The following is an 18,589-nucleotide window of genomic DNA, read 5'->3' as shown; positions in this document are numbered from 1 at the left end:
ATGGATCAGTCGCCCGGCACGAACTTGGTGAGCCCCTTGAGGATGTCGATCGCGTAGGCCAGTTGATAGTCCTCTTCGCGCAGCTTGGCGGCGGCCTCGGCGCGGGCGCGGTCCTCTTCGATCTGGCGGATTTCATCCTCGCTGAGCGAATCGTTGTTGAGACGACCGCGCAGGTCGGCTTCCGAGCGGATCGGGTTCGGTGGTGTCGCCTCGTCCTCTTCGGTGGCCGGGTTGCGCCGGGGCTGGGCCACGATGATGTCGGGCGAGACGCCAAGCGCCTGGATCGAGCGGCCCGAGGGCGTGTAATAGCGCGATGTCGTGAGCCGCATCGCGCCGTCGCCCCTGAGCGGCATGACGGTCTGGACCGAGCCCTTGCCAAAGCTTTTCGTGCCCACCACGATGGCGCGGCGGTGGTCCTGGAGCGCGCCGGCGACGATCTCGGAGGCCGAGGCGGACCCGCCATTGATCAACACGACGATGGGCTTGTTCTGCGCCAGGTCGCCCGACGTGGCGTTGTAGCGATCGCCGTCCTCGGGGTTGCGACCGCGGGTCGAGACGATTTCGCCCGAGTCGAGGAAGGCGTCGGAGACCTTGATTGCCTGTGTCAGCAATCCGCCGGGATTGTTGCGCAGGTCGAGCACGAAGCCGTTGACATTGTCGATGCCGCCGGCCTCTTCGATTTCCTTGGCGATGCCTGCCGAAAGGTTGGGGAAGGTCTGGTCGTTGAAGGTGGTGACGCGCAGAACGACGGTATCGCCCTCGATACGGGTGCGCACGGCGGTCAGCTTGATCGTGTCGCGGATGATCGAGACGTCGAAGGGTTCATCGACCCCTTCGCGGACGATGGTCACGATGATCTCGCTGCCGACCGGGCCGCGCATCAACTCGACCGCTTCGTCGAGATTGAAGCCCAGCATGGATTCACCGTCGACATGGGTGATGAAATCGCCCGCCTCGATCCCGGCCTCGTCAGCCGGTGTGCCGTCGATCGGCGAGACGACCTTGACGAAACCGTCCTCTTGCGTGACCTCGATCCCGAGACCGCCGAATTCGCCGCGTGTCTGGACGCGCATGGCGTCGGCGTCTTCGGGCGAGAGATAGCTGGAATGCGGATCGAGCGAGGTCAACATGCCGTTGATCGCAGCCTCGATCAACTCGCCCTCGTCCACCTCTTCGACATACTGGCCGCGAATCCGCTCGAATATGTCGCCAAAGAGGTCGAGTTGTTCATAGACATTGCTCGATTTCGCCGCCTCCTGTGCGAGCAGCGGTGCGGCCACCTGTGTCGTAACGATTGCGCCGGCCAGAATGCCGACGGATGCGGCCATGAGGAATTTCTTCATCTCTCGTCCATCCTATCTGATGCGAAACCACGTTTCCGGGTCCACCGGTTTGTTGTCTTCCCGCACCTCTATATAGAGCGTTTCCGATCGGTCAGTTCCAGCCCCCTCGCCGGTTTGCTGCAGGATCGCGCCGATTTCGGGGTCTGCGCCACCCATGAGACCGATCGGCGAGCCGGCAGGCAAAACCTGTCCGGTGTCACCATAGACCACGTCAAGCCCGGCGACCACAAGCAGAAGCCCGGATTGCGGTTCGAGAATCATCACATTTCCGTAGTCGAGCAGCGGCCCGCGATAGCGGATCGTCGCTGCTGCCGGGGTCGAGACCAATGCCCGTGGGCGGGTGGCCACCACGATGCCGGGGCGACGGATGCCCGCCGCGTCGGCCTCGCCCGCCCGGCGCAGCACGCGGCCCTGCACGGGCAGGGGCAGGCTGCCCTTGCGATGCGAGATGTCGGGCAGGCTTCCGGGGGATTCGTTGACCGCGATCTCGGCCAGCCCCGAGGCAAAGCCTTCGAGCGTTTCGGTCGACGTGATGAGCAGCGCGGTGCGAATCGGGTCTTCGGTGAAGCGGCGCGGCAGCGGGTCGCGGTCGGCGACGGCCTGCGAGAGGGCGGAGCGGGCTTCCTGCACGCCGGTGAGCCCGTCTCTCAGGGTTTCCGCGGCGTTGGTCTGAAGCTGGCGCAGCATGCGCATCTCTTCAAGCTTGGCGCGCAGGACATCGGCGCGGGCGTTGAGCGCGGGCGTGACATCCGACAGGATCATGCCCGAGCGCGCGGAACCGGTGGGCCCGGCCGGGTGCAGGAGCAGCGCCGGGGCGGGCGCCTTGCCCATGGTCTGCAACACGCCCAGAAGCTGCGCGATCTCGGCCTCGCGGATGGCGAGATCGCGGCTCAGCGCCTGTTCGCGGATCGTGACCTGGCGCAGCCCCTCGCGCATCGCCTGAAGCCCGTTTTCGAAGGCGCGCACCGTTTCGGTCAGTGCCTTGACGCGGTCGCGTGCCTTTTCGGCCTGATCGAGCGTGGCCATCGCCCGGCCAAGCCGCTCGGCCGCCGCCCGCGCCGCGGTGGCCGGGTCCGGATCGGCGATCTGTGCCTGCCCTGCACCGGCGGCGAGGAGGCCGATGCATAGCAAAAGGCAGGAGAGGGCGGGGGCGGGCGTCATAGCAAGAGGCTTTGTCCGGTCATTTCGGGTGGTTGTTCCAAACCCATCAGCGCGAGAAGCGTGGGCGCGAGATCGCTGAGCCGCCCCGGGCGCAGTTGCGCGCCCGCCGGGCCGTTAAAGAGCGCCACCGGCACAGGGTTGGTGGTATGCGCGGTATGCGGCCCGCCGGTTTCGGGGTCGACCATGCATTCGCAATTGCCGTGATCGGCGGTCACGATCATCGCGCCGCCTTTTGTCTCCAGCGCCTCCATCACCTGTGCAAGACCATGGTCCACCGCCTCGCAGGCCTTGATCGCGGCGGCAAGATCGCCGGTATGGCCGACCATGTCGGGATTGGCGTAATTGGTCACGATCAGATCGTAATCGTCCTCGATCGCCTTGATGAAGGCGCGCGTGACCTCGTCGGCGCTCATCTCGGGCTGAAGATCATAGGTCGCCACCTTGGGCGAGGGGGCCATGTAGCGGTCTTCGCCCGGTTCGGGCGTCTCCTTGCCACCATTGAGGAAGAAGGTGACGTGAGGGTATTTCTCGGTCTCGGCGAGGCGGAACTGCCGAAGGCCCTGTTTGGCCACCCATGCGCCCAGCGTGTTGACGATGTCGCGTGCCGGAAAGACCGTGGTCATGTAGGCGTTATGCGCATCGGAATATTCGACCATGCCGAGGAGCGCAGCAAGCGTGGGACGCGGGCCCCGGTCGAAGCCGTCGAAATCCGGCGCGCCGATGGCGGCGAGGATCTCGCGCGCGCGGTCGGCGCGGAAGTTGAGGCAAAACAGCCCGTCACCGTCATTGAAGCCGGTGTAATCGCCGATCGTCGTTGCCTGGATGAACTCGTCGGTTTCCGAACGGTTATAGGCATTGTTGATCGCGGCCGTGGCCGAGGCGGTGCGGAACTGGCCCTCACCCCGCACCATCGCGGCATGGGCTTCGGCGACGCGCCCCCAACGGTTGTCGCGATCGAGGGCGAAATAGCGCCCGGTGAGCGTGACGATCCGGGCGTTCTCGGGCAGCGCCTCTTGCAGAGCGGCCACGTAACCCAGCGCCGATTTCGGCGCGACGTCCCGCCCGTCGGTGATGGCATGGATCGCCACCGGCACGCCCGCGCCCGTGATCGCGCGCGCAGCGGCGATCATGTGATCCTGATGCCCGTGCACGCCGCCATTCGAGGCCAGCCCCATCAGGTGGGCGGTGCCGCCCGTGCGTTTCAGGGCGGCGATGAAATCCAGAAGGGCGGCATTGTCGAAGAACGATCCGTCCTCGATCGCAAGGTCGATCTGGCCGAGATCCATCGCCACGACCCGGCCCGCGCCGATATTGGTATGCCCGACCTCGGAATTGCCCATCTGCCCGGAGGGCAGCCCCACGTCGGGCCCGTGGGTGACAAGCCGGTTATGCGGGCAGGAGGCCATCAGCCGGTCGAAGGCGGGCGTTTCGGCGAGGGCGGGGGCATTGGCCTCGCGCGCGTCGCGCAATCCCCAACCATCGAGAATGCACAGAACGACGGGTTTCGGTATGCTCATGGCCTGCCTTTCGCTTTGTGCCAGCGTTTAAGGGGTCGGTGCGGTCGAAGCAACCGGCGGATTGCCGCCCTCGGACCCCTCCCACCCGCCCGACCCCCGGGGCCCTCGGGCGGCAAGGGGCGTTGACCCTGGGCGGCCGTGCCTGTGGCGGGGTCGGCATTTGAGTATTTGGGCCAAGAAAGAGCAGAAACCTGGTTGTGTTCTTTCTTGGCGGAAATACTCTGGGGGAAGGTGTCTAATGCCTTGGCATTTGACACCTTGGGGGTGAAACCCCCAGCCAAGGGAACCTGTGTGCGCAGCACGCAATTGGATCAGGCCCGGTGGTAAGGGGCTCCGGCAAGGATCGAGGCCGCGCGGTAGAGCTGTTCGGCGAGCATCACCCGGGCCAGCATATGGGGCCAGACCATTTTTCCCAGCGAGAGCGAGAGATCGGCGCGGGCGCGCAGGTCGGGGGACAGCCCGTCGGCGCCACCGATGACGAAGGCGAGGTCACGTGTACCGGTATCGCGAAATCGGGCGAGCGTGGTGGCGAAATCGGGGGAGCCCATCAGCTTGCCGCGCTCGTCGAGTGCGACGAGCGGGGCACGGTCGGGCAGGGCGCGCGCCAGCAGCGCCGCCTCGGCCTCCATCCCGCCGCCCTTGCGGTCCTCGATCTCGGTGATGGTGAGCGGACCCAGCCCCAGCGCACGACCGGTGCGCTCGAACCGGGTCGCGTAATCGTCGATCAGGGTTTTTTCCGGCCCGGCGCGCAGGCGCCCAACGGCGCAAAGGTGCACCCGCATTCAGCCCTGGCCCGACACTCAGCTTGACTTTTGCGTTGAGGCCGCCGCCGTCGCGGGCTGCCACATCTTTTCAAGCTGGTAGAACTCGCGCACCTCGGGGCGGAAGACATGGACGATGATATCGCCGGTGTCGATCAGCACCCAGTCGCCGGCCTCCTTGCCCTCGATCTTGGAAGCCCGTCCGAGGTCGCCCTTGAGCGTCTCGACCAGTTTCTCGGCGATCGAGGCCACCTGCCGCGAGGAACGCCCCGAGCAGATCACCATGAAATCACCGATCGAGGATTTGCCGCGCAGGTCGATCTGCACGATATCCTCGGCCTTGTTTTCGTCGAGAGATGCGAGAATGTCGGCGAGCAATTGTTCGCTCGTCAGGTTCTGGGGAAGGGCGTGGGCCGATTTCCCCGATTGCGTGGCCGTAGCCGCATCAACATGCGTTGACAGGACCTAGTCCTCCTTTTTTGCGCACCGCACAAGCGCCCCGGTGCTGGGCATGGTCAAATACTAGCACTCCAGATGAGTATTCTCAATGGTCGGATCAAGAGGGCTGCCCGCCCTGCGGCGGTGTGTCCGGGTCGGGGGCGGGATCGCCGAGCAGGCGGACCTCGCGCTGGGGGAAGGGGATCGAGATGCCGTTTTCGTGGAACGCGTCCCAGAGCGCGAGATAGACATTGCCGCGGATGTTGGTGAGTCCGGCGGAGGGGTCGGAGATCCAGAAGCGCAGGATGTAGTCGATGCTCGAATCGCCGAAGCCCACGATGTGACAGACCGGCGGTTTGAAGCTGAGCACCCGGTCGACGCTTTGGGCGGCGTCGATGGCGAGCTTGCGCACCTTGTGCGGGTTGTCGCCATAGGCGGTGCCGAAATAGATGTCGAGCCGGACATATTCGTTGGTGTGCGACCAGTTGACCACCTGGCCGGTGATCAGATCCTCGTTGGGGATGAGGTATTCCTTGCCGTCGCGCGTGACCACCGAGGTATAGCGCGCGCCGAGCGTGTCGATCCAGCCGAAGGTTTCGCCGAGCGAGATCACGTCGCCCGGTTTGATCGACTTGTCGAGCAGGATGATCACCCCCGAGACGAGGTTCGAGACCACCTTTTGCAGGCCGAAGCCGAGACCCACGCCGATCGCGCCGGAGAGGACGGCAAGGCCGGTGAGATCGAGGCCGATCGCCTTGAGCCCGATATAGCCCGCAAGGCCGTAAAGCAGCACCTGCACGAACTTGACGGTGAGCACCTGCATCGAGGGGCTGATGTCCTGGTTGCGGCGAATCCCGGCCGAGGTCGAGCGTGACAGGAACCGCGCCAGCGCGAACAGGAGCGCGAGCGTGACCATGGCCTGGAACAGCAGCCACAAGGAGAGATGCACTTCGCCGATATCGAGGGCAGCGCTGTCGAGAAGGTCCTGTGCATCGTCGGCAAGCCCGAGGATCGAGAGTGTCACCCAGACCCAGCCGACGTAGCGCACGAGAATGCGCAGGAACCGGTTGGTGATGAGCCGCGTGGCCAGCGCAATGGCGAGCCAGGCCGACGCAAGCTGTGCGATGATCCCGAGAAGATAGGAGCGCGAGGGCCATGTCACGTCGCCCATGATCCAGACGGCGGGCCAGATCAGCGCCACGAACAGGATCAGCGTCAGCCGACGGTGCAGCAGCAGCAGGACGCGAAGCCGCCATTTCGGCCAGTTCTCGCGGGTGCGCAGCCATTCGCGAAACCGCGGTGCGATCAGCCGCCCGAGAAGGATGGCGATGACGAGAAGGGCAAGCGCGATACCGAGCTGGTAGGCCATCCATGGCCGCATCAGGCTGGCCAGAAGGGCCTGTGCCCGGTCGGCCAGCGACAGCGCGATGTCCTGTGCGCCCCGCAGGATCTCTTCGGGGTTGGCCACGTCCGGGCCCGGTTGTGCCCCGGGCTCTGCTGGTGCCGTCGTTGCCGTTTCCGCCGTGTCTGGTTCCATGCCTGCCTGCCGCCCTTTTCACCCCGAATGATGCAATGTGCCACCCAACGCGGCAAGCCCTGTTGATGGCTTGCCCTTGCGAGACTCGGGGCGAGCCTGTATCTCGTGCTTCATGAAACAGGTTTTCGACATGGATGATCGCGCGCGGCTGGCCGAACGGTTCTTTGGCGAGTCCCGGTCGGTTCTGGCACGGCCAGCCTGAAATTCGACTTTCACTTCCCGAAAAGCCAAGACTGACAAGCCAAGACGGAGAGGACCGATGTCCGCCAAGACACTCTATGACAAGATCTGGGACGCCCACCTGGCCCACGAGGCCGAGGATGGCACCTGCCTTCTTTATATCGACCGCCACCTCGTGCACGAGGTGACCAGCCCGCAAGCCTTTGAAGGGCTGCGCATGGCGGGCCGATTTGTGCGCGCGCCCGACAAGACGATCGCGGTGCCGGACCACAACGTGCCGACGACCGAAGGTCGTGAAAACCCCGAGGCGATGACCGAGGACAGCCGCATCCAGGTTGCCGCGCTCGACAAGAACGCCAAGGATTTCGGCATCCACTATTACCCGGTGGATGATGTGCGGCAGGGCATCGTGCATATCGTCGGGCCGGAACAGGGCTGGACCCTGCCGGGGATGACCGTGGTGTGTGGCGATTCCCACACGGCGACGCATGGTGCCTTCGGGGCGCTGGCCCACGGGATCGGCACCAGCGAGGTGGAACACGTTCTGGCGACCCAGACGCTGATCCAGCGCAAGGGCAAGAACATGAAGGTCGAGATCACCGGCAAGCTGCGCCCCGGTGTCACCGCCAAGGACATTACCCTTTCGGTGATCGGTGCGACGGGCACCGCCGGGGGCACGGGTTACGTGATCGAATATTGCGGCGAAGCCATTCGCGATCTGAGCATGGAAGGCCGCATGACCGTCTGCAACATGGCGATCGAGGGCGGGGCGCGGGCCGGGCTGATCGCGCCGGATGAGACGACGTATCAATATATCAAGGGCCGCCCACATGCGCCCAAGGGCGGGCAATGGGAACAGGCGATGGAATGGTGGAAGACGCTTTATTCCGACGATGACGCCCATTGGGACAAGGTCGTGACCATCAAGGGCGAGGAGATCGCGCCGGTGGTCACATGGGGCACCAGCCCCGAGGATGTGTTGCCGATCACGGAAACCGTGCCGACGCCCGAGAGCTTTTCGGGTGGCAAGGTCGAGGCGGCGCGCCGCGCGCTCGATTACATGGGGCTCGCCCCGGGGCAGAAGCTGACCGATATCGAGATCGACACGGTGTTCATCGGTTCCTGCACCAACGGCCGGATCGAGGATTTGCGCGCCGCGGCCGAGATCCTCAAGGGCAAGAAGGTCAAGGAGGGCATGCGCGCCATGGTCGTGCCCGGCTCGGGGCTCGTGCGGGCGCAGGCCGAGGAAGAGGGGCTTGCCGATATCTTTCGCGAGGCCGGGTTCGAATGGCGGCTGGCGGGGTGCTCCATGTGCCTTGCCATGAACCCCGACCAACTGGCCCCCGGGGAACGCTGTGCCTCGACCTCGAACCGCAATTTCGAGGGGCGGCAGGGTTACAAGGGCCGCACCCACCTGATGAGCCCGGCGATGGCCGCGGCGGCGGCGGTCACGGGGCACCTGACCGACGTGCGGGAGATGACATAGACTTGCGATAAAGAAGGAAAGGTGAGTTCATGCGCACGAAGAGCGTCAGATTGGCTGCTAATCGGTTTTCGGAAAACACCGGAAACCTTTTGCAGTTTGTTTCTAGGCTTGAAAGCGCACGGAGCACTACAGACACAGACGTTACTTGGGCTTACGAGTACGGCATCATCAGGTTGTATCGAGACTTCGAAGACCTGATGCTTAACTGCTTGATTGCCACGCTAAATACTAACCCAGTCGCGTTTTCAGAGCACAAGGGGATTGGCTTTCCCAGAAAGATGAACGTGGAGGTTTGCGAGTATCTGATATCGGGTGAAGGCTATTTCGATTTCAGGGGGCGTTCAGGACTTATCAGAGAAGTTCGAAAGTACGTTCCCGAAGGACATTGGTTGTTAGAAACAGTCAAAGAAAACAGATACCATCAGAGTCTTGATCGTTTGTCTGCATTAAGAAACTTCGCCGCACATGACAGTCCCGCATCAAAACGTGCCGCGCTAAAGGCTGTTGGACTAGCCAAGATGTCTTCAGCGGGCTCGTGGTTGAAGAGACAGAATAGGTTCGTGCATATTGTGGATAGGCTACAAGAGTTGGCCGAAGCTCTCCACAATGCTGCTCCTCATTGAAAGTGGAAAAAACGATGGAAAAATTTGAAAAACTGAGCGGGATCGCGGCGCCCTTGCCGTTGGTCAATATCGACACCGACATGATCATCCCCAAGCAGTTCCTCAAGACGATCAAGCGGTCGGGTCTTGGCGTGAACCTCTTTGACGAGATGCGCTATGACCGGGAGGGCAACGAGACCCCCGATTTCGTGCTCAACAAGCCCGCCTATCGCGGGGCCCAGATCCTTGTGACGGGGGACAATTTCGGTTGTGGCTCGTCGCGCGAGCATGCGCCCTGGGCGTTGGCGGATTTCGGGATCAAGGCCGTCATCTCGACCAGTTTCGCGGACATCTTCTATAACAACTGCTTCAAGAACGGCATTCTGCCGATCGCTTTGCCGCAGGAACAGGTCGATGTTCTGATGTCGGATGCCGAGAAGGGGGCGAATGCGCGGATGGAGATCGACCTCGAGGCGCAGACGGTCACCACTTCGGATGGCGAGGTGTTCGGCTTCGAGGTTGACCCGCATCGCAAGCATTGCCTGATCAACGGGTTGGACGATATCGGCCTGACCCTGGAAAAGGCCGCGGCAATCGACACGTTCGAGGCCCGTGCCGCCGCCGAGCGTCCCTGGGTCTGAACCCGCTTAAGTAGAATCGAAAAGGCCGCCCACCATTTGGGCGGTCTTTTGTTTCTGCCCAATCAACCGAGGTAAAACGTGTTGAGGTCAGAGCAGAGGCATCTGGTAGGGTGGATCGCCGCATCTACCATATCTTGTATGTCGCCGGCCTTGTGCCTTTTTTTTGCACTAAAATTGATGCATTCCCGCACCACTCGCACCTTCAAATTGCCTGATTATTCAAGTGACTTTAAGCATGTCTTGAGCCGCCATGCGAAAGAAGGCAAAAATTGGGCAAGAATAAGGCAACTCGCGACACAAAGCGGGGTCAAGTTGGAACAAGAGCCCGGCATCGTACCGGCTCCGGCCAGTTTGAAGGGAATGGGGCAGTGATATCCCGAGTGACAAGTGCGCTCTTGCGCGCGGCGCTTATGGCATTGACGATCTCGATGCCGTCGCTCATCTTGCGCGATGTCAGCTCGGATACGACGCAGATTGTCGTCCTCGTGGCCATTCTCGCCTTCCTGATGACCTTCGTCGAGTATTTCAGCGAATATCCCAGCATGATCGAGTTCCGTTTCGCGTCGCCCTTCAATCGGCTGCGGTTCGGCGCGCTGTTCCTGACGGTTCTTCTCCTCTCGCTGATCTGCGCCAGCGCGACGGTGCCCACGGATTTCGGGCTGTTGGCCACCCGGTTGGGCACGCATCTGGGCAACGCGATAGACTTTCCTTATTCGCCCGTGCGGTTGGTGGTGCTGATGCTTCCGACCGGGGCCGACGCATCGGTGGTGTCGTTGGTGAGGACGGCGGCGGGGGTTTCCTACATGATGTCGATCCTGATGCTGTTCATCTTCGTGAGTCTTGTGCGCCTGTTCGGCTGGCCCACGCGCCGGGGGGCGTTCAATGTCTGGGTCAACCTGCCGATGTTCGACCCCACCGGGGGCGGAGACGTGCTGCACCGGCTCAAACGCGATGCCGGTCTTAACATTGTGTTAGGGATTTTGCTGCCATTCTTGATCCCGGCGATTATCAAGGCGGCGGCCAGCCTGATTGATCCGATCACGTTGGAGAGTCCGCAAACCCTGATCTGGACGATGAGCGCATGGGCCTTTCTTCCTGCATGCATGATCATGCGCGGCATCGCGATGAGTCGCGTGGCCGACCTGATCGAGGAAAAGCGTGCCCGCGCCTATGCAAAGGCGCAGGCAGAAGCCGAGGAAAAGCGGATGCGCACCGCCTGATCGGGTGGATCGTCGGGTTTTGGCTGGTTGCCTCGGGGGTCGCGGCGGATACGTTTCGGGTTGCGACCTACCATGCGGACCTGTCGCGCAAGGGGCCGGGGCTTTTGTTGCGTGACATCCTGAAAGGGAACGATCAGTCCGAGGCGGTGGCAGAGGTCATCGCGCGGGTGCGGCCGGACATTCTGCTCCTTCTGGATATCGACTTTGATTTCGAGGCCCGCGCCCTCGGGGCGCTGAACGCGCGGATTGCGGCGGCCGGGCATCGGTTCGACCATGCGTTCACCAAGCGGCCCAACAGCGGGATGGCAACCGATCTCGACCTTGACGGAGACGGGCGCCGGGGCGGCCCGGGCGATGCGCAAGGCTTTGGCCGTTTCGCGGGCGAAGGTGGGATGGCGGTGCTGTCACGCTGGCCCATTGGCGAGGTGACGGACCTGAGCGGGCTGATCTGGGGCGCGCAGCCTTGGGCAATTTATCCCGAGGTGGGGGGGCGGCCCTATCCCTCGGACGAGGCGAAGGCGGTGCAGAGGCTGTCCTCGGTCGCCCATTGGGTCCTGCCGGTCGAGACGCCGGAGGGGCGGGTGACACTGGCGGCATTCCACGCGACGCCGTCGGTTTTCGACGGGCCCGAGGATCGCAACGGCAGGCGCAATCATGACGAGATCATGCTGTGGCGGCACTGGATGAATGGCGATTTCGGCCAGGCGACCGAGGGGCGGTTCATCATCCTTGGCGATGCCAATCTCGACCCGGTCGATGGAGACGGGATCAAGGTGGCGATCCGGGGGCTTTTGGGCGATGCGCGGTTGCAGGACCCGTTGCCGAAAAGCCCCGGTGCGCCGGCCGAGGCCGACCCGGAGCACGAGGGCAATCCGGCGCTGGACACGGTGGACTGGCCGGGGCCCGATCCGGGCAACCTGCGGGTCGATTACGTGTTGCCCTCGGCGGATTTCCGGCTGCGCGGCGCGGGGGTGTTCTGGCCCGCGCCGGGGGAGGACGGTCACGATCTGGCGCAGCGGGCGAGCCGTCACCGGCTAGTCTGGGTCGATCTGGAGTTCTGAAAAGGCGGTCTCGGGCGGGGTGGCGGTGAAATCGGGCAGGAGGGTCGCGAATTTGCCGCCCTCGAGGCTGTGCGGAGTGTCCCAGAGATAACGCATTTCGAAGAGGTGCTTGACCACGGGCATGACGGGCTGGGCAAGGCGCAGCGGCCACCATTTCATCGGCTTTACGCGGATCTCGCGCCGGCGGACCCGTGTAAGGATCGCGGCCATCTCATCGCCCGTGAGGGTATATCCGGGGAACGGCACATCCTCGAACCGGGTGAGGGTGGCGCGCTTTTCGGCCAGTGCCACGGCGGCGCGGGTGAGATCGGGAAGATAGGCCCAGGCGTGGGGAATGTCGGTGCGCCCGGGATATGTGAGCGCGCCCTTGGGCACCGTGGGCAGCATCATCCGGTCGAGCCAGTTGCCCGACGCGGTCGTGTCGATGAAATCGCCCGCGCGCAGCAGGATCGTGCGCACGCCGTCGCGGCGATAGGCGGTTTCCATGTCGCGACGTATGCGCCCCAGCGGGTTTTCGGCACGGTGGGGCGTGTCGGCCCCCCAGGGCGCGGGGGTGTCGGGGCCGAAGACATAGACATTGCCCGGAAGGATCACCGTGGCATCATTGGCCAGCGCGGCCTTGCGGATGCGGGCATGGAGGGTGGGAACCGTGTCGGCCCAATGTTCATAGCTCGGGTTCCAGGCGGCGACGATCACATCGACGCCTTGGGCGGCACGGTCGAGATCGTCGGTCTTGCGGTTGAACTGGCGGGTGGTCCAGCCAGCGGCCTGAAAGGCGCCTGTGGCATGGCGTCCGAAGCGACCCGAGCCGCCGAGGATGAGAGCTGTTCCCGGCATTGTGCATCTCCTGTGATTGCGTGGTTCGGGGGGAATTTATCTATCCTTTGGTGAATGGGAATTGCCAGAATCTGACCATGTGATATTCATCATTGAATGGATAAGTCCGTTCTGGATATCGACTGGTCACTGATGCAAGCCTTTTTGGCGGTGGCCGAAGCGGGCTCGCTCAGCGGGGCGGCCCGGGTGCTGGGGGTGAGCCAACCGACGCTGGGGCGCCAGATCCGGGAGGTGGAGGAACGCACGGGCCTGGCCCTTTTCAAGCGCCAGCCGCGGGGGCTTGACCTTACGGGGGACGGGGCGGCTCTTTTGCCGTATGCGCGGGCGATGCGGGCGGCGATGCGCGATGTGGCGCTTTATGCGGCGGGGCATGATGCGGGGATGGCCGGAGTGGTGCGCATCACCGCGTCGGAGATGGTGGCGCATCACATCCTGCCGCCGATCATCGCGGATGTCCGGGCCGAGCGACCGGAAATCGAGATCGAGCTTGTGCCGTCGGATCGTGCTGAAAACCTGTTGTTTCGTGAGGCCGATATCGCGGTGCGGATGTATCGGCCCGATCAGCTTGACGTGGTGGCGCGTCGGCTGGGCGAATTGGAGATCGGAATATTCGCGGCGCGCAGCTATCTGGAACGGCGCGGGCGGCCGGATACGCCCGAGGCGCTGCTGCGGCATGATCTGGTGGGGTATGACCGTAGCGAGTTGATATTGCGGGGCATGGCGGCGGCGGGCTTTGACCTGACCCGCAGCATGTTCGCGACACGCTGTGACAACCAGGTGACCTATTGGGAATTGCTGCGCGCCGGGTGCGGCATCGGTTTTGGCCAGCGCCATATCGGGCAGGCCGATCCGGCGGTCGAGGAGATCGACATCGGGATCGCCATTCCCGGCCTGCCTGTCTGGTTGGCCGCGCACCGGCAATTGCGGCAAGTGCCGCGCTTGCGCCATGTCTGGGATCGGCTGGCTGCGGGGCTGGCGCCGATGCTTACCTGACGGTCCGTATGCGTGGCAACGGGCCGAATGATCCCGGCGGGACGCCTCGACGTTGATTTCGCAGAGCGTGGGGGTGCGACCGGGTTTCACCGGTACGCCCCGCACGAGGCCGCAGTTGATGACCGAGCGCTACATCGCGATGCGTTCGCCGAGCCGGGTCTGAACCAGGCCGGCCAGGCGCGCGGTATCGGCGCGGGTCGGGGCGCCGAGGCGGCGGGTTTCGGCCAGCGCGACGGCCGCCCGTTCCAGTTGATTGTCCTCGGCGCTGTGCGCCACGCCGCCGATGAACTGTGCCACGTAATCGAGCGTGCGTTCGTCCTGATCCTCGCCCAGAAGGTCGGCGGCGTGGGCCATATCGTCGCGATAGGCGAGGGCGTCGGGCCGCACCTCGTCCTCGGTCAGGAGGCGGGGGCCGACGGGTTGCCGGTCGGCGGGCATCCGGGCGAGGATCATCGACTGAAAGTTGGCGATCCGTGTTACCGGCTTGGCCAGGAAGCCGTCTGCCCCGGCGGCCATGGCCTGGGCCTCTGCCCCGTCATCGCCGCTGGTCGCGAGGATGATACCGATGCGGGGCGTGAGGCGGTCGAGCTCTTCGATGAGGTCGAGCCCGGACCCGTCGGGCAGGCCCAGATCGACGATGATGACCGAGGGGCGATAGACCTGAAGGTGGCGGCGGGCGGAGGCCAGGCAATCGGCGCGCCGAATCCGGGCGCCCGAGCGCAGGCACAAAAGGCGCATCGCCTCGCAGGCAAAGCGGCTGTCCTCGATCACGAGGATGGTGAGGCCGAGCAATGGCCGGGTGGAGGTGGGCAAGTGGCGGTGCAGCGCGAAGCGGTCGATGTCATCCATGTCGGGTCTCCTTTGGCAGCGGGGATGGGTCGAGCATGGCGCGGTCTTGCCTAACGCAAGGTTAAAGCTGCGACAAAATCCGCAAGGTGCTTGCACGACGGGGCCACCACGCCCATAAGATCTGTCAAACCGGCCCCGCCGCCCCCAGCAAGGAGACTGCCCGATGATCGGTCGTTTGAATCACGTCGCCATTGCCGTTCCCGACCTCGATGCCGCCGCCGCGCAATACGCCAGCGCGCTGGGCGCCAAGGTGGGTGCACCGCAGGACGAGCCTGACCACGGGGTGACGGTGATCTTCATCGAATTGCCCAACACCAAGATCGAGCTGCTGTATCCCCTGGGTGAAAACTCGCCCATCCAGGGGTTTCTCGACAAGAACCCGTCGGGTGGTATTCACCATGTCTGTTACGAGGTCGAGGATATCATCGCCGCGCGGGATCATCTGAAGGCGTCGGGCGCGCGGGTGCTGGGCGATGGCGAACCCAAGATCGGCGCCCATGGCAAGCCGGTGCTGTTCCTGCATCCCAAGGATTTCCAGGGCACGCTGGTCGAGCTGGAGCAGGTCTGATGGGTGTCACATCGGCGCTCGTGCTTTACGCGGTTCTGTGGTTTCTGACTTTGCTGGTGATCATCCCGATCCGGCTCAAGACCCAAGGGGACGTGGGCCAGATCGTGCGTGGCACCCAGGCGGGTGCGCCGCATGAGCATCATTTGAAGGGCAAGGCGATCATCACCACGTTCGTGGCATTCGTGCTGTGGGCGATCATCGCGGGTATCATCATTACCGGCACGATCACCGTGCGCGATCTGGACTGGTTCGATCGGATGGGGCCGCCTTCGCAGGTCGAGTGATTCGTGCCGGATCATCGGTCTTTCAGCCCGTGAAAGATATGGGTGAAGGTGGCCGCGCCAAGGATCGGGATGAAGAGATTGACCAGTGGCAGGCTGAGCGGCATGGCCATCAGCACGCCCGCCGCCCAGACCGTCGCGCGATGGCGTTTGCGCAGGGCCTGTGCCCCTTCGCGGCCCAGGTGGCGCATGGCGGCAAGTTGAAAATATTCGCGTCCGAGCAGATAACCGTTGAGCCCCCAGAAGATGAAGACCGCGGCGGGTGGAAACATCGCGTAGAGCACGAAGGCCAGGAGGTTCGCACCGATCAGAAGGCCGAGGAAATTGATCGTGTCGCGCAATTCCTCGTAAAAGGAGAGGCCGGGCACAGGAGGCAGGTGGGCGTAATGCCGATCCTCGACCGCCTGTGCCACCTCGTCGAGGAACATCGAGGTGATGGCCGAGGCCACCGGCACCATGAGAAAGACCGACAGCACGAGCATGAAGATCAGCGATGACCATGACAGCAGGTCGTCGAGCCATTCGACCCGGCCCAGCACGTCGAAATAGCCATCGGGGCCGACGGTCAGTTCCACCAGCCACAAGAGCCCCGCATAGGCCGCGATGAGCAGCGCGAGCGTCAGCGCGATACCGATCAGCAGAACCCGGCGAAATCGGCGGTCGCCGATCTGCGCGAGCGCGCGGCCAAAGCTTGACAGGATCAGTCCGAAAGCCATGTGGTGATTGCCTTGATGTCGGGGCGCGGGCGCTCGGGCGGGGCGCTGGTTTCCGTCGCGATATGGATGAAGCCCGCGACGCTTTCGTTTTCACCAAGCCCGAGACCGGCATGGCAGAACCCGCGGTCATGGGCGGCAAAGCCGGTGAGCCAGTTCGCCCCCCAACCTGCCGCCAGGGCCGCGTTGAGCAAGGCCAGGCAGACCGCGCCCGCCGAATGGCTTTGCTCGATGGCAGGCACCTTGGGCGAGGGTTTGCGGATCTCGATCACGGCGACGGCAAGGTGCCCCTGGTCGAATTGTTGCCGGGCTTTGGCGACATCTTCGTCCGACTGCCCCTCGGCACGGGCGCGGGTTTCGGCCAGATCGGCGAGCCGCGCCATGGCAGGGCGCTCGATCACGATGAAGCGCCACGGTTCGAGCTTGCCATGGTCGGGGCTGCGCGCGGCGGCGGTGAGCAATGGCGTCATCTCGTCGCGCGTGGGTGCGGGACCGGTGAGGGTTTTCGCCGGGCGCGAGCGGCGGGTCAGCAGGAAGTCGAGCGCGGCCGGGTTGGGGGCAGGCATGGGAGGGTCCTTTCATGTCTGTCTGCATGCCGGGCCTGGCGGTGGGGGTGGGCTTGGCCGGGTGTCGGGGGCGTCAGCCCATCAGTTCACTTTCGAAATCCGAGATCAGGTCGGAGAAGAACGCCTGTTGTCGGGCGTTGGGTTGGCGTTTGAGAACGGTGGCCGCCAACGGATCGGGCGCGGCATGGGCCGAGCCGGACAGTTCCTCGATCACCGCGTGGCCGCAGAACGGCACATAAGCCTCGGAATAGCCGCCTTCGTGGACCATCACCAGCTTGCCGTCGCAGACGCGCTCGGCCAGTTCCCTGACCCGCGCGGTCATGGCGCGGTAGGTTTCCTGTGTGCACAGCATGTGGGCGATGGGATCGAAGGTCGAGGCGTCAAAACCGCAGGCGACGATGATCACCTCGGGCTGGTAGGCCTCGAGCTTGGGCAGGACGAGGCGATCCATCACTTCGAGATAGGTGTTGTGGCCTGCGCCGGGCGGCAGGGGGATGTTCATGTTGTAACCCGTCCCCGCGCCGGTGCCACGATCGGTGATATCGCCGGTGTCGGTGGGGTAGTTGTATTCCTCGTGCACCGAGATCGTCAGCACGTCGTCGCGGTCATAGAAAATCGCCTCGGTGCCGTTGCCGTGATGCACGTCCCAGTCAAGCACGGCAAAGCGGGTGGCCTGACCGGCGGCGATGGCGGCCTCGATCGCGATGGCGATGTTGTTGAGCAGGCAAAAGCCGTTGGGCCAGTCGGGCAGGCAGTGATGCCCCGGCGGGCGCGAGAGCGCGTAGGCATTGTCGAGATCGCCGTCGAGCACCTGGCGCAGCGCCTCCTTGGCAAGGCCCGCCGAGAGCGCGGCAATTTCGAACCCACCCTTGAGGAACGGGGTGCGCAGGCCCAGCTCACCGCCGCCCGCATCGGAGGTTTCCTTGAACTTCGTGAGGAAGCTTTCGGGATGCACACGCGCCAGATCGCCCCATGTGGCCTGCGGGGCGGATTGCATCGCAAGCTCGTTCACGATGCCCGTGACCTCCATCAGGTTCTTGAGGCGGCGCTTGGTTTCGGGGTGTTCGGGCAGCCCGCCTGCGACCAGGGGCTGCACGAAATCGCCCACGGGCAGGGTGAGCGCATAGGCCCCGCCGCCGTGCCAGAAACATTTCTCATCCCAGAAAAAGCCGGTTGTCATATCTGTCCCTTCCGAATCCTTTGGGGGATTTGGGCTTGGGTGGCGAGAAATTGCAACCTCGACGCGGTGTTGATCGGCCGGGGGTGTCCGCCTAAACCGGGTGCATGGCCGATCCCGACCTTTCCCACCTGGCCCGTCCGGGCGCCGAAATCGCCGTGCGGGTCACGCCGAAGGCTTCGCGCAACCGGATCACCCATGACGCGGGGGTGATCCGGGCCTATGTCACCGTGGCCCCAGAGGGCGGCAAGGCCAATGCCGCCGTGCAGAAGATGCTGGCCAAGGCGTTGGGTGTGGCAAAATCGCGGCTTGTCCTGCTGCGCGGTCAGGCGGCGCGTGACAAGCTTTTCCGCATTGATTGAGCCCGGGCCGCGCGCATCACTTCCTGGGAGGAAGCGTATAGACCCCTTCGGGCAGGTTGAGCGCCGCGCCGAGATCGCGTAGCTGCTGCATCGAGAGGGTGATCTTGTAGGTGCTGTCGGTGCGCGGGTCGTATTGTTCGACCGTAACGCATTCGGCAAAGGCGTTGACGATCACGTCCTCTTGCAGGGGCGCGGGCCCCTGGTCGACGAGGGTGACGATGGTCGAGTCGAATTCATGTTCGATGGAAAACATGAGAACACAATATTCCGCCGATGCCCGGGTGCAAGCCTTGAGT

General features: G+C 64.1%; 22 protein-coding genes. 10 read left to right on the top strand and 12 right to left on the bottom strand.

The window, feature by feature from the left end:
- Positions 1-5 precede the first annotated feature (5 nt).
- The 6 genes from FLO80_RS09060 to FLO80_RS09035 form a co-directional block, all read right to left on the bottom strand.
- Entirely contained in the window at positions 6-1,343 is a 1,338-nt protein-coding gene (locus tag FLO80_RS09060) for a S41 family peptidase (protein WP_111366246.1), read from the bottom strand.
- A 12-nt stretch (positions 1,344-1,355) separates the two neighbouring features.
- Entirely contained in the window at positions 1,356-2,504 is a 1,149-nt protein-coding gene (locus FLO80_RS09055; protein ID WP_111366249.1) for a murein hydrolase activator EnvC family protein, read from the bottom strand.
- Positions 2,501-4,021: a 2,3-bisphosphoglycerate-independent phosphoglycerate mutase gene (gpmI, locus tag FLO80_RS09050; RefSeq protein WP_111366252.1), complete on the bottom strand. Its 1,521-nt coding sequence runs from the start codon at positions 4,019-4,021 to the stop codon at positions 2,501-2,503. Before gpmI ends, FLO80_RS09055 begins: the two co-directional genes overlap by 4 nt.
- 311 nt (positions 4,022-4,332) lie before the next feature.
- The gene (gene rlmH / locus FLO80_RS09045) at positions 4,333-4,803 is read right to left on the bottom strand and encodes a 23S rRNA (pseudouridine(1915)-N(3))-methyltransferase RlmH (protein ID WP_111366254.1); all 471 of its coding nucleotides are present in this window, start codon (positions 4,801-4,803) and stop codon (positions 4,333-4,335) included.
- Positions 4,804-4,821: 18 nt separating this feature from the next.
- Positions 4,822-5,160 carry a ribosome silencing factor gene (gene rsfS, locus FLO80_RS09040; RefSeq protein WP_439328712.1) on the bottom strand — a complete coding sequence of 113 codons (339 nt, stop codon included), beginning with the start codon at positions 5,158-5,160 and terminating at the stop codon, positions 4,822-4,824.
- A gap of 178 nt (positions 5,161-5,338) precedes the next feature.
- A complete protein-coding gene (locus FLO80_RS09035) occupies positions 5,339-6,757 on the bottom strand; it encodes a mechanosensitive ion channel family protein (protein WP_111366260.1) in 1,419 nt (472 codons plus the stop codon).
- Positions 6,758-6,869: 112 nt separating this feature from the next.
- On the opposite strand from FLO80_RS09035, the gene FLO80_RS23020 reads away from it, so the two are divergent.
- The 6 genes from FLO80_RS23020 (at position 6,870) to FLO80_RS09010 (ending at position 11,947) form a co-directional block, all read left to right on the top strand.
- The gene (locus FLO80_RS23020) at positions 6,870-6,959 is read left to right on the top strand and encodes an isopropylmalate isomerase (RefSeq protein WP_223145472.1); all 90 of its coding nucleotides are present in this window, start codon (positions 6,870-6,872) and stop codon (positions 6,957-6,959) included.
- Between the two features lie 57 nt (positions 6,960-7,016).
- Positions 7,017-8,423, top strand: coding sequence for a 3-isopropylmalate dehydratase large subunit (leuC, locus tag FLO80_RS09030; protein ID WP_111366263.1), 1,407 nt, complete (start codon positions 7,017-7,019; stop codon positions 8,421-8,423).
- 29 nt (positions 8,424-8,452) lie between these two features.
- The gene (locus tag FLO80_RS09025) at positions 8,453-9,046 is read left to right on the top strand and encodes a hypothetical protein (RefSeq protein ID WP_111366266.1); all 594 of its coding nucleotides are present in this window, start codon (positions 8,453-8,455) and stop codon (positions 9,044-9,046) included.
- 14 nt (positions 9,047-9,060) lie between these two features.
- Positions 9,061-9,666: a 3-isopropylmalate dehydratase small subunit gene (gene leuD, locus FLO80_RS09020; RefSeq protein WP_111366269.1), complete on the top strand. Its 606-nt coding sequence runs from the start codon at positions 9,061-9,063 to the stop codon at positions 9,664-9,666.
- A gap of 368 nt (positions 9,667-10,034) precedes the next feature.
- Positions 10,035-10,886 carry a hypothetical protein gene (locus tag FLO80_RS09015; protein WP_246156622.1) on the top strand — a complete coding sequence of 284 codons (852 nt, stop codon included), beginning with the start codon at positions 10,035-10,037 and terminating at the stop codon, positions 10,884-10,886.
- 107 nt (positions 10,887-10,993) lie between these two features.
- Positions 10,994-11,947: an endonuclease/exonuclease/phosphatase family protein gene (locus tag FLO80_RS09010; RefSeq protein ID WP_342781720.1), complete on the top strand. Its 954-nt coding sequence runs from the start codon at positions 10,994-10,996 to the stop codon at positions 11,945-11,947.
- Here FLO80_RS09010 and FLO80_RS09005 read toward each other — a convergent pair.
- Entirely contained in the window at positions 11,921-12,784 is an 864-nt protein-coding gene (locus FLO80_RS09005) for a Rossmann-fold NAD(P)-binding domain-containing protein (RefSeq protein WP_111366274.1), read from the bottom strand. The two genes, FLO80_RS09010 and FLO80_RS09005, sit on opposite strands and share 27 nt — an antisense overlap.
- Positions 12,785-12,880: 96 nt before the next feature.
- Between FLO80_RS09005 and FLO80_RS09000 the strand changes: the two genes are divergently transcribed.
- Positions 12,881-13,777 carry a LysR family transcriptional regulator gene (locus tag FLO80_RS09000; protein WP_111366276.1) on the top strand — a complete coding sequence of 299 codons (897 nt, stop codon included), beginning with the start codon at positions 12,881-12,883 and terminating at the stop codon, positions 13,775-13,777.
- A gap of 129 nt (positions 13,778-13,906) precedes the next feature.
- Here FLO80_RS09000 and FLO80_RS08995 read toward each other — a convergent pair whose 3' ends face one another.
- Positions 13,907-14,626, bottom strand: a complete 720-nt coding sequence (locus FLO80_RS08995) for a response regulator (RefSeq protein WP_111366278.1) — start codon at positions 14,624-14,626, stop codon at positions 13,907-13,909.
- 163 nt (positions 14,627-14,789) lie between these two features.
- Between FLO80_RS08995 and mce the strand changes: the two genes are divergently transcribed.
- Both mce and FLO80_RS08985 read left to right on the top strand, forming a co-directional pair.
- The gene (mce, locus tag FLO80_RS08990; protein ID WP_111366281.1) at positions 14,790-15,194 is read left to right on the top strand and encodes a methylmalonyl-CoA epimerase; all 405 of its coding nucleotides are present in this window, start codon (positions 14,790-14,792) and stop codon (positions 15,192-15,194) included.
- Positions 15,194-15,478, top strand: a complete 285-nt coding sequence (locus FLO80_RS08985; RefSeq protein ID WP_111366284.1) for a DUF1467 family protein — start codon at positions 15,194-15,196, stop codon at positions 15,476-15,478. Before mce ends, FLO80_RS08985 begins: the two co-directional genes overlap by 1 nt.
- An 11-nt stretch (positions 15,479-15,489) precedes the next feature.
- Here FLO80_RS08985 and FLO80_RS08980 read toward each other — a convergent pair whose 3' ends face one another.
- From FLO80_RS08980 to FLO80_RS08970, 3 genes are all read right to left on the bottom strand, one after another.
- Positions 15,490-16,179 carry an EI24 domain-containing protein gene (locus tag FLO80_RS08980; protein ID WP_111366450.1) on the bottom strand — a complete coding sequence of 230 codons (690 nt, stop codon included), beginning with the start codon at positions 16,177-16,179 and terminating at the stop codon, positions 15,490-15,492.
- Entirely contained in the window at positions 16,176-16,754 is a 579-nt protein-coding gene (locus tag FLO80_RS08975; RefSeq protein WP_111366287.1) for a nitroreductase family protein, read from the bottom strand. Before FLO80_RS08975 ends, FLO80_RS08980 begins: the two co-directional genes overlap by 4 nt.
- 73 nt (positions 16,755-16,827) lie before the next feature.
- Positions 16,828-17,934, bottom strand: a complete 1,107-nt coding sequence (locus FLO80_RS08970) for a class II histone deacetylase (protein WP_111366289.1) — start codon at positions 17,932-17,934, stop codon at positions 16,828-16,830.
- Positions 17,935-18,038: 104 nt separating this feature from the next.
- Here FLO80_RS08970 and FLO80_RS08965 point away from each other — a divergent pair, with 104 nt between their 5' ends.
- On the top strand, positions 18,039-18,293 hold the full coding sequence (locus FLO80_RS08965; RefSeq protein WP_111366292.1) for a DUF167 domain-containing protein: 255 nt from the start codon (positions 18,039-18,041) through the stop codon (positions 18,291-18,293).
- A gap of 16 nt (positions 18,294-18,309) precedes the next feature.
- On the opposite strand, the gene FLO80_RS08960 is transcribed toward FLO80_RS08965, so the two are convergent.
- Positions 18,310-18,546 (bottom strand): DUF8831 family protein, encoded by a 237-nt coding sequence (locus tag FLO80_RS08960; protein ID WP_111366452.1) that lies wholly within the window; start codon positions 18,544-18,546, stop codon positions 18,310-18,312.
- Positions 18,547-18,589: the final 43 nt, after the last annotated feature.

Source organism: Aquicoccus porphyridii (genome assembly GCF_008369105.1).
Classification (GTDB): domain Bacteria; phylum Pseudomonadota; class Alphaproteobacteria; order Rhodobacterales; family Rhodobacteraceae; genus Aquicoccus; species Aquicoccus porphyridii.
Note: the sequence above shows the minus strand (reverse complement) of the source record. Positions and strands in the feature narration are given on the sequence as shown.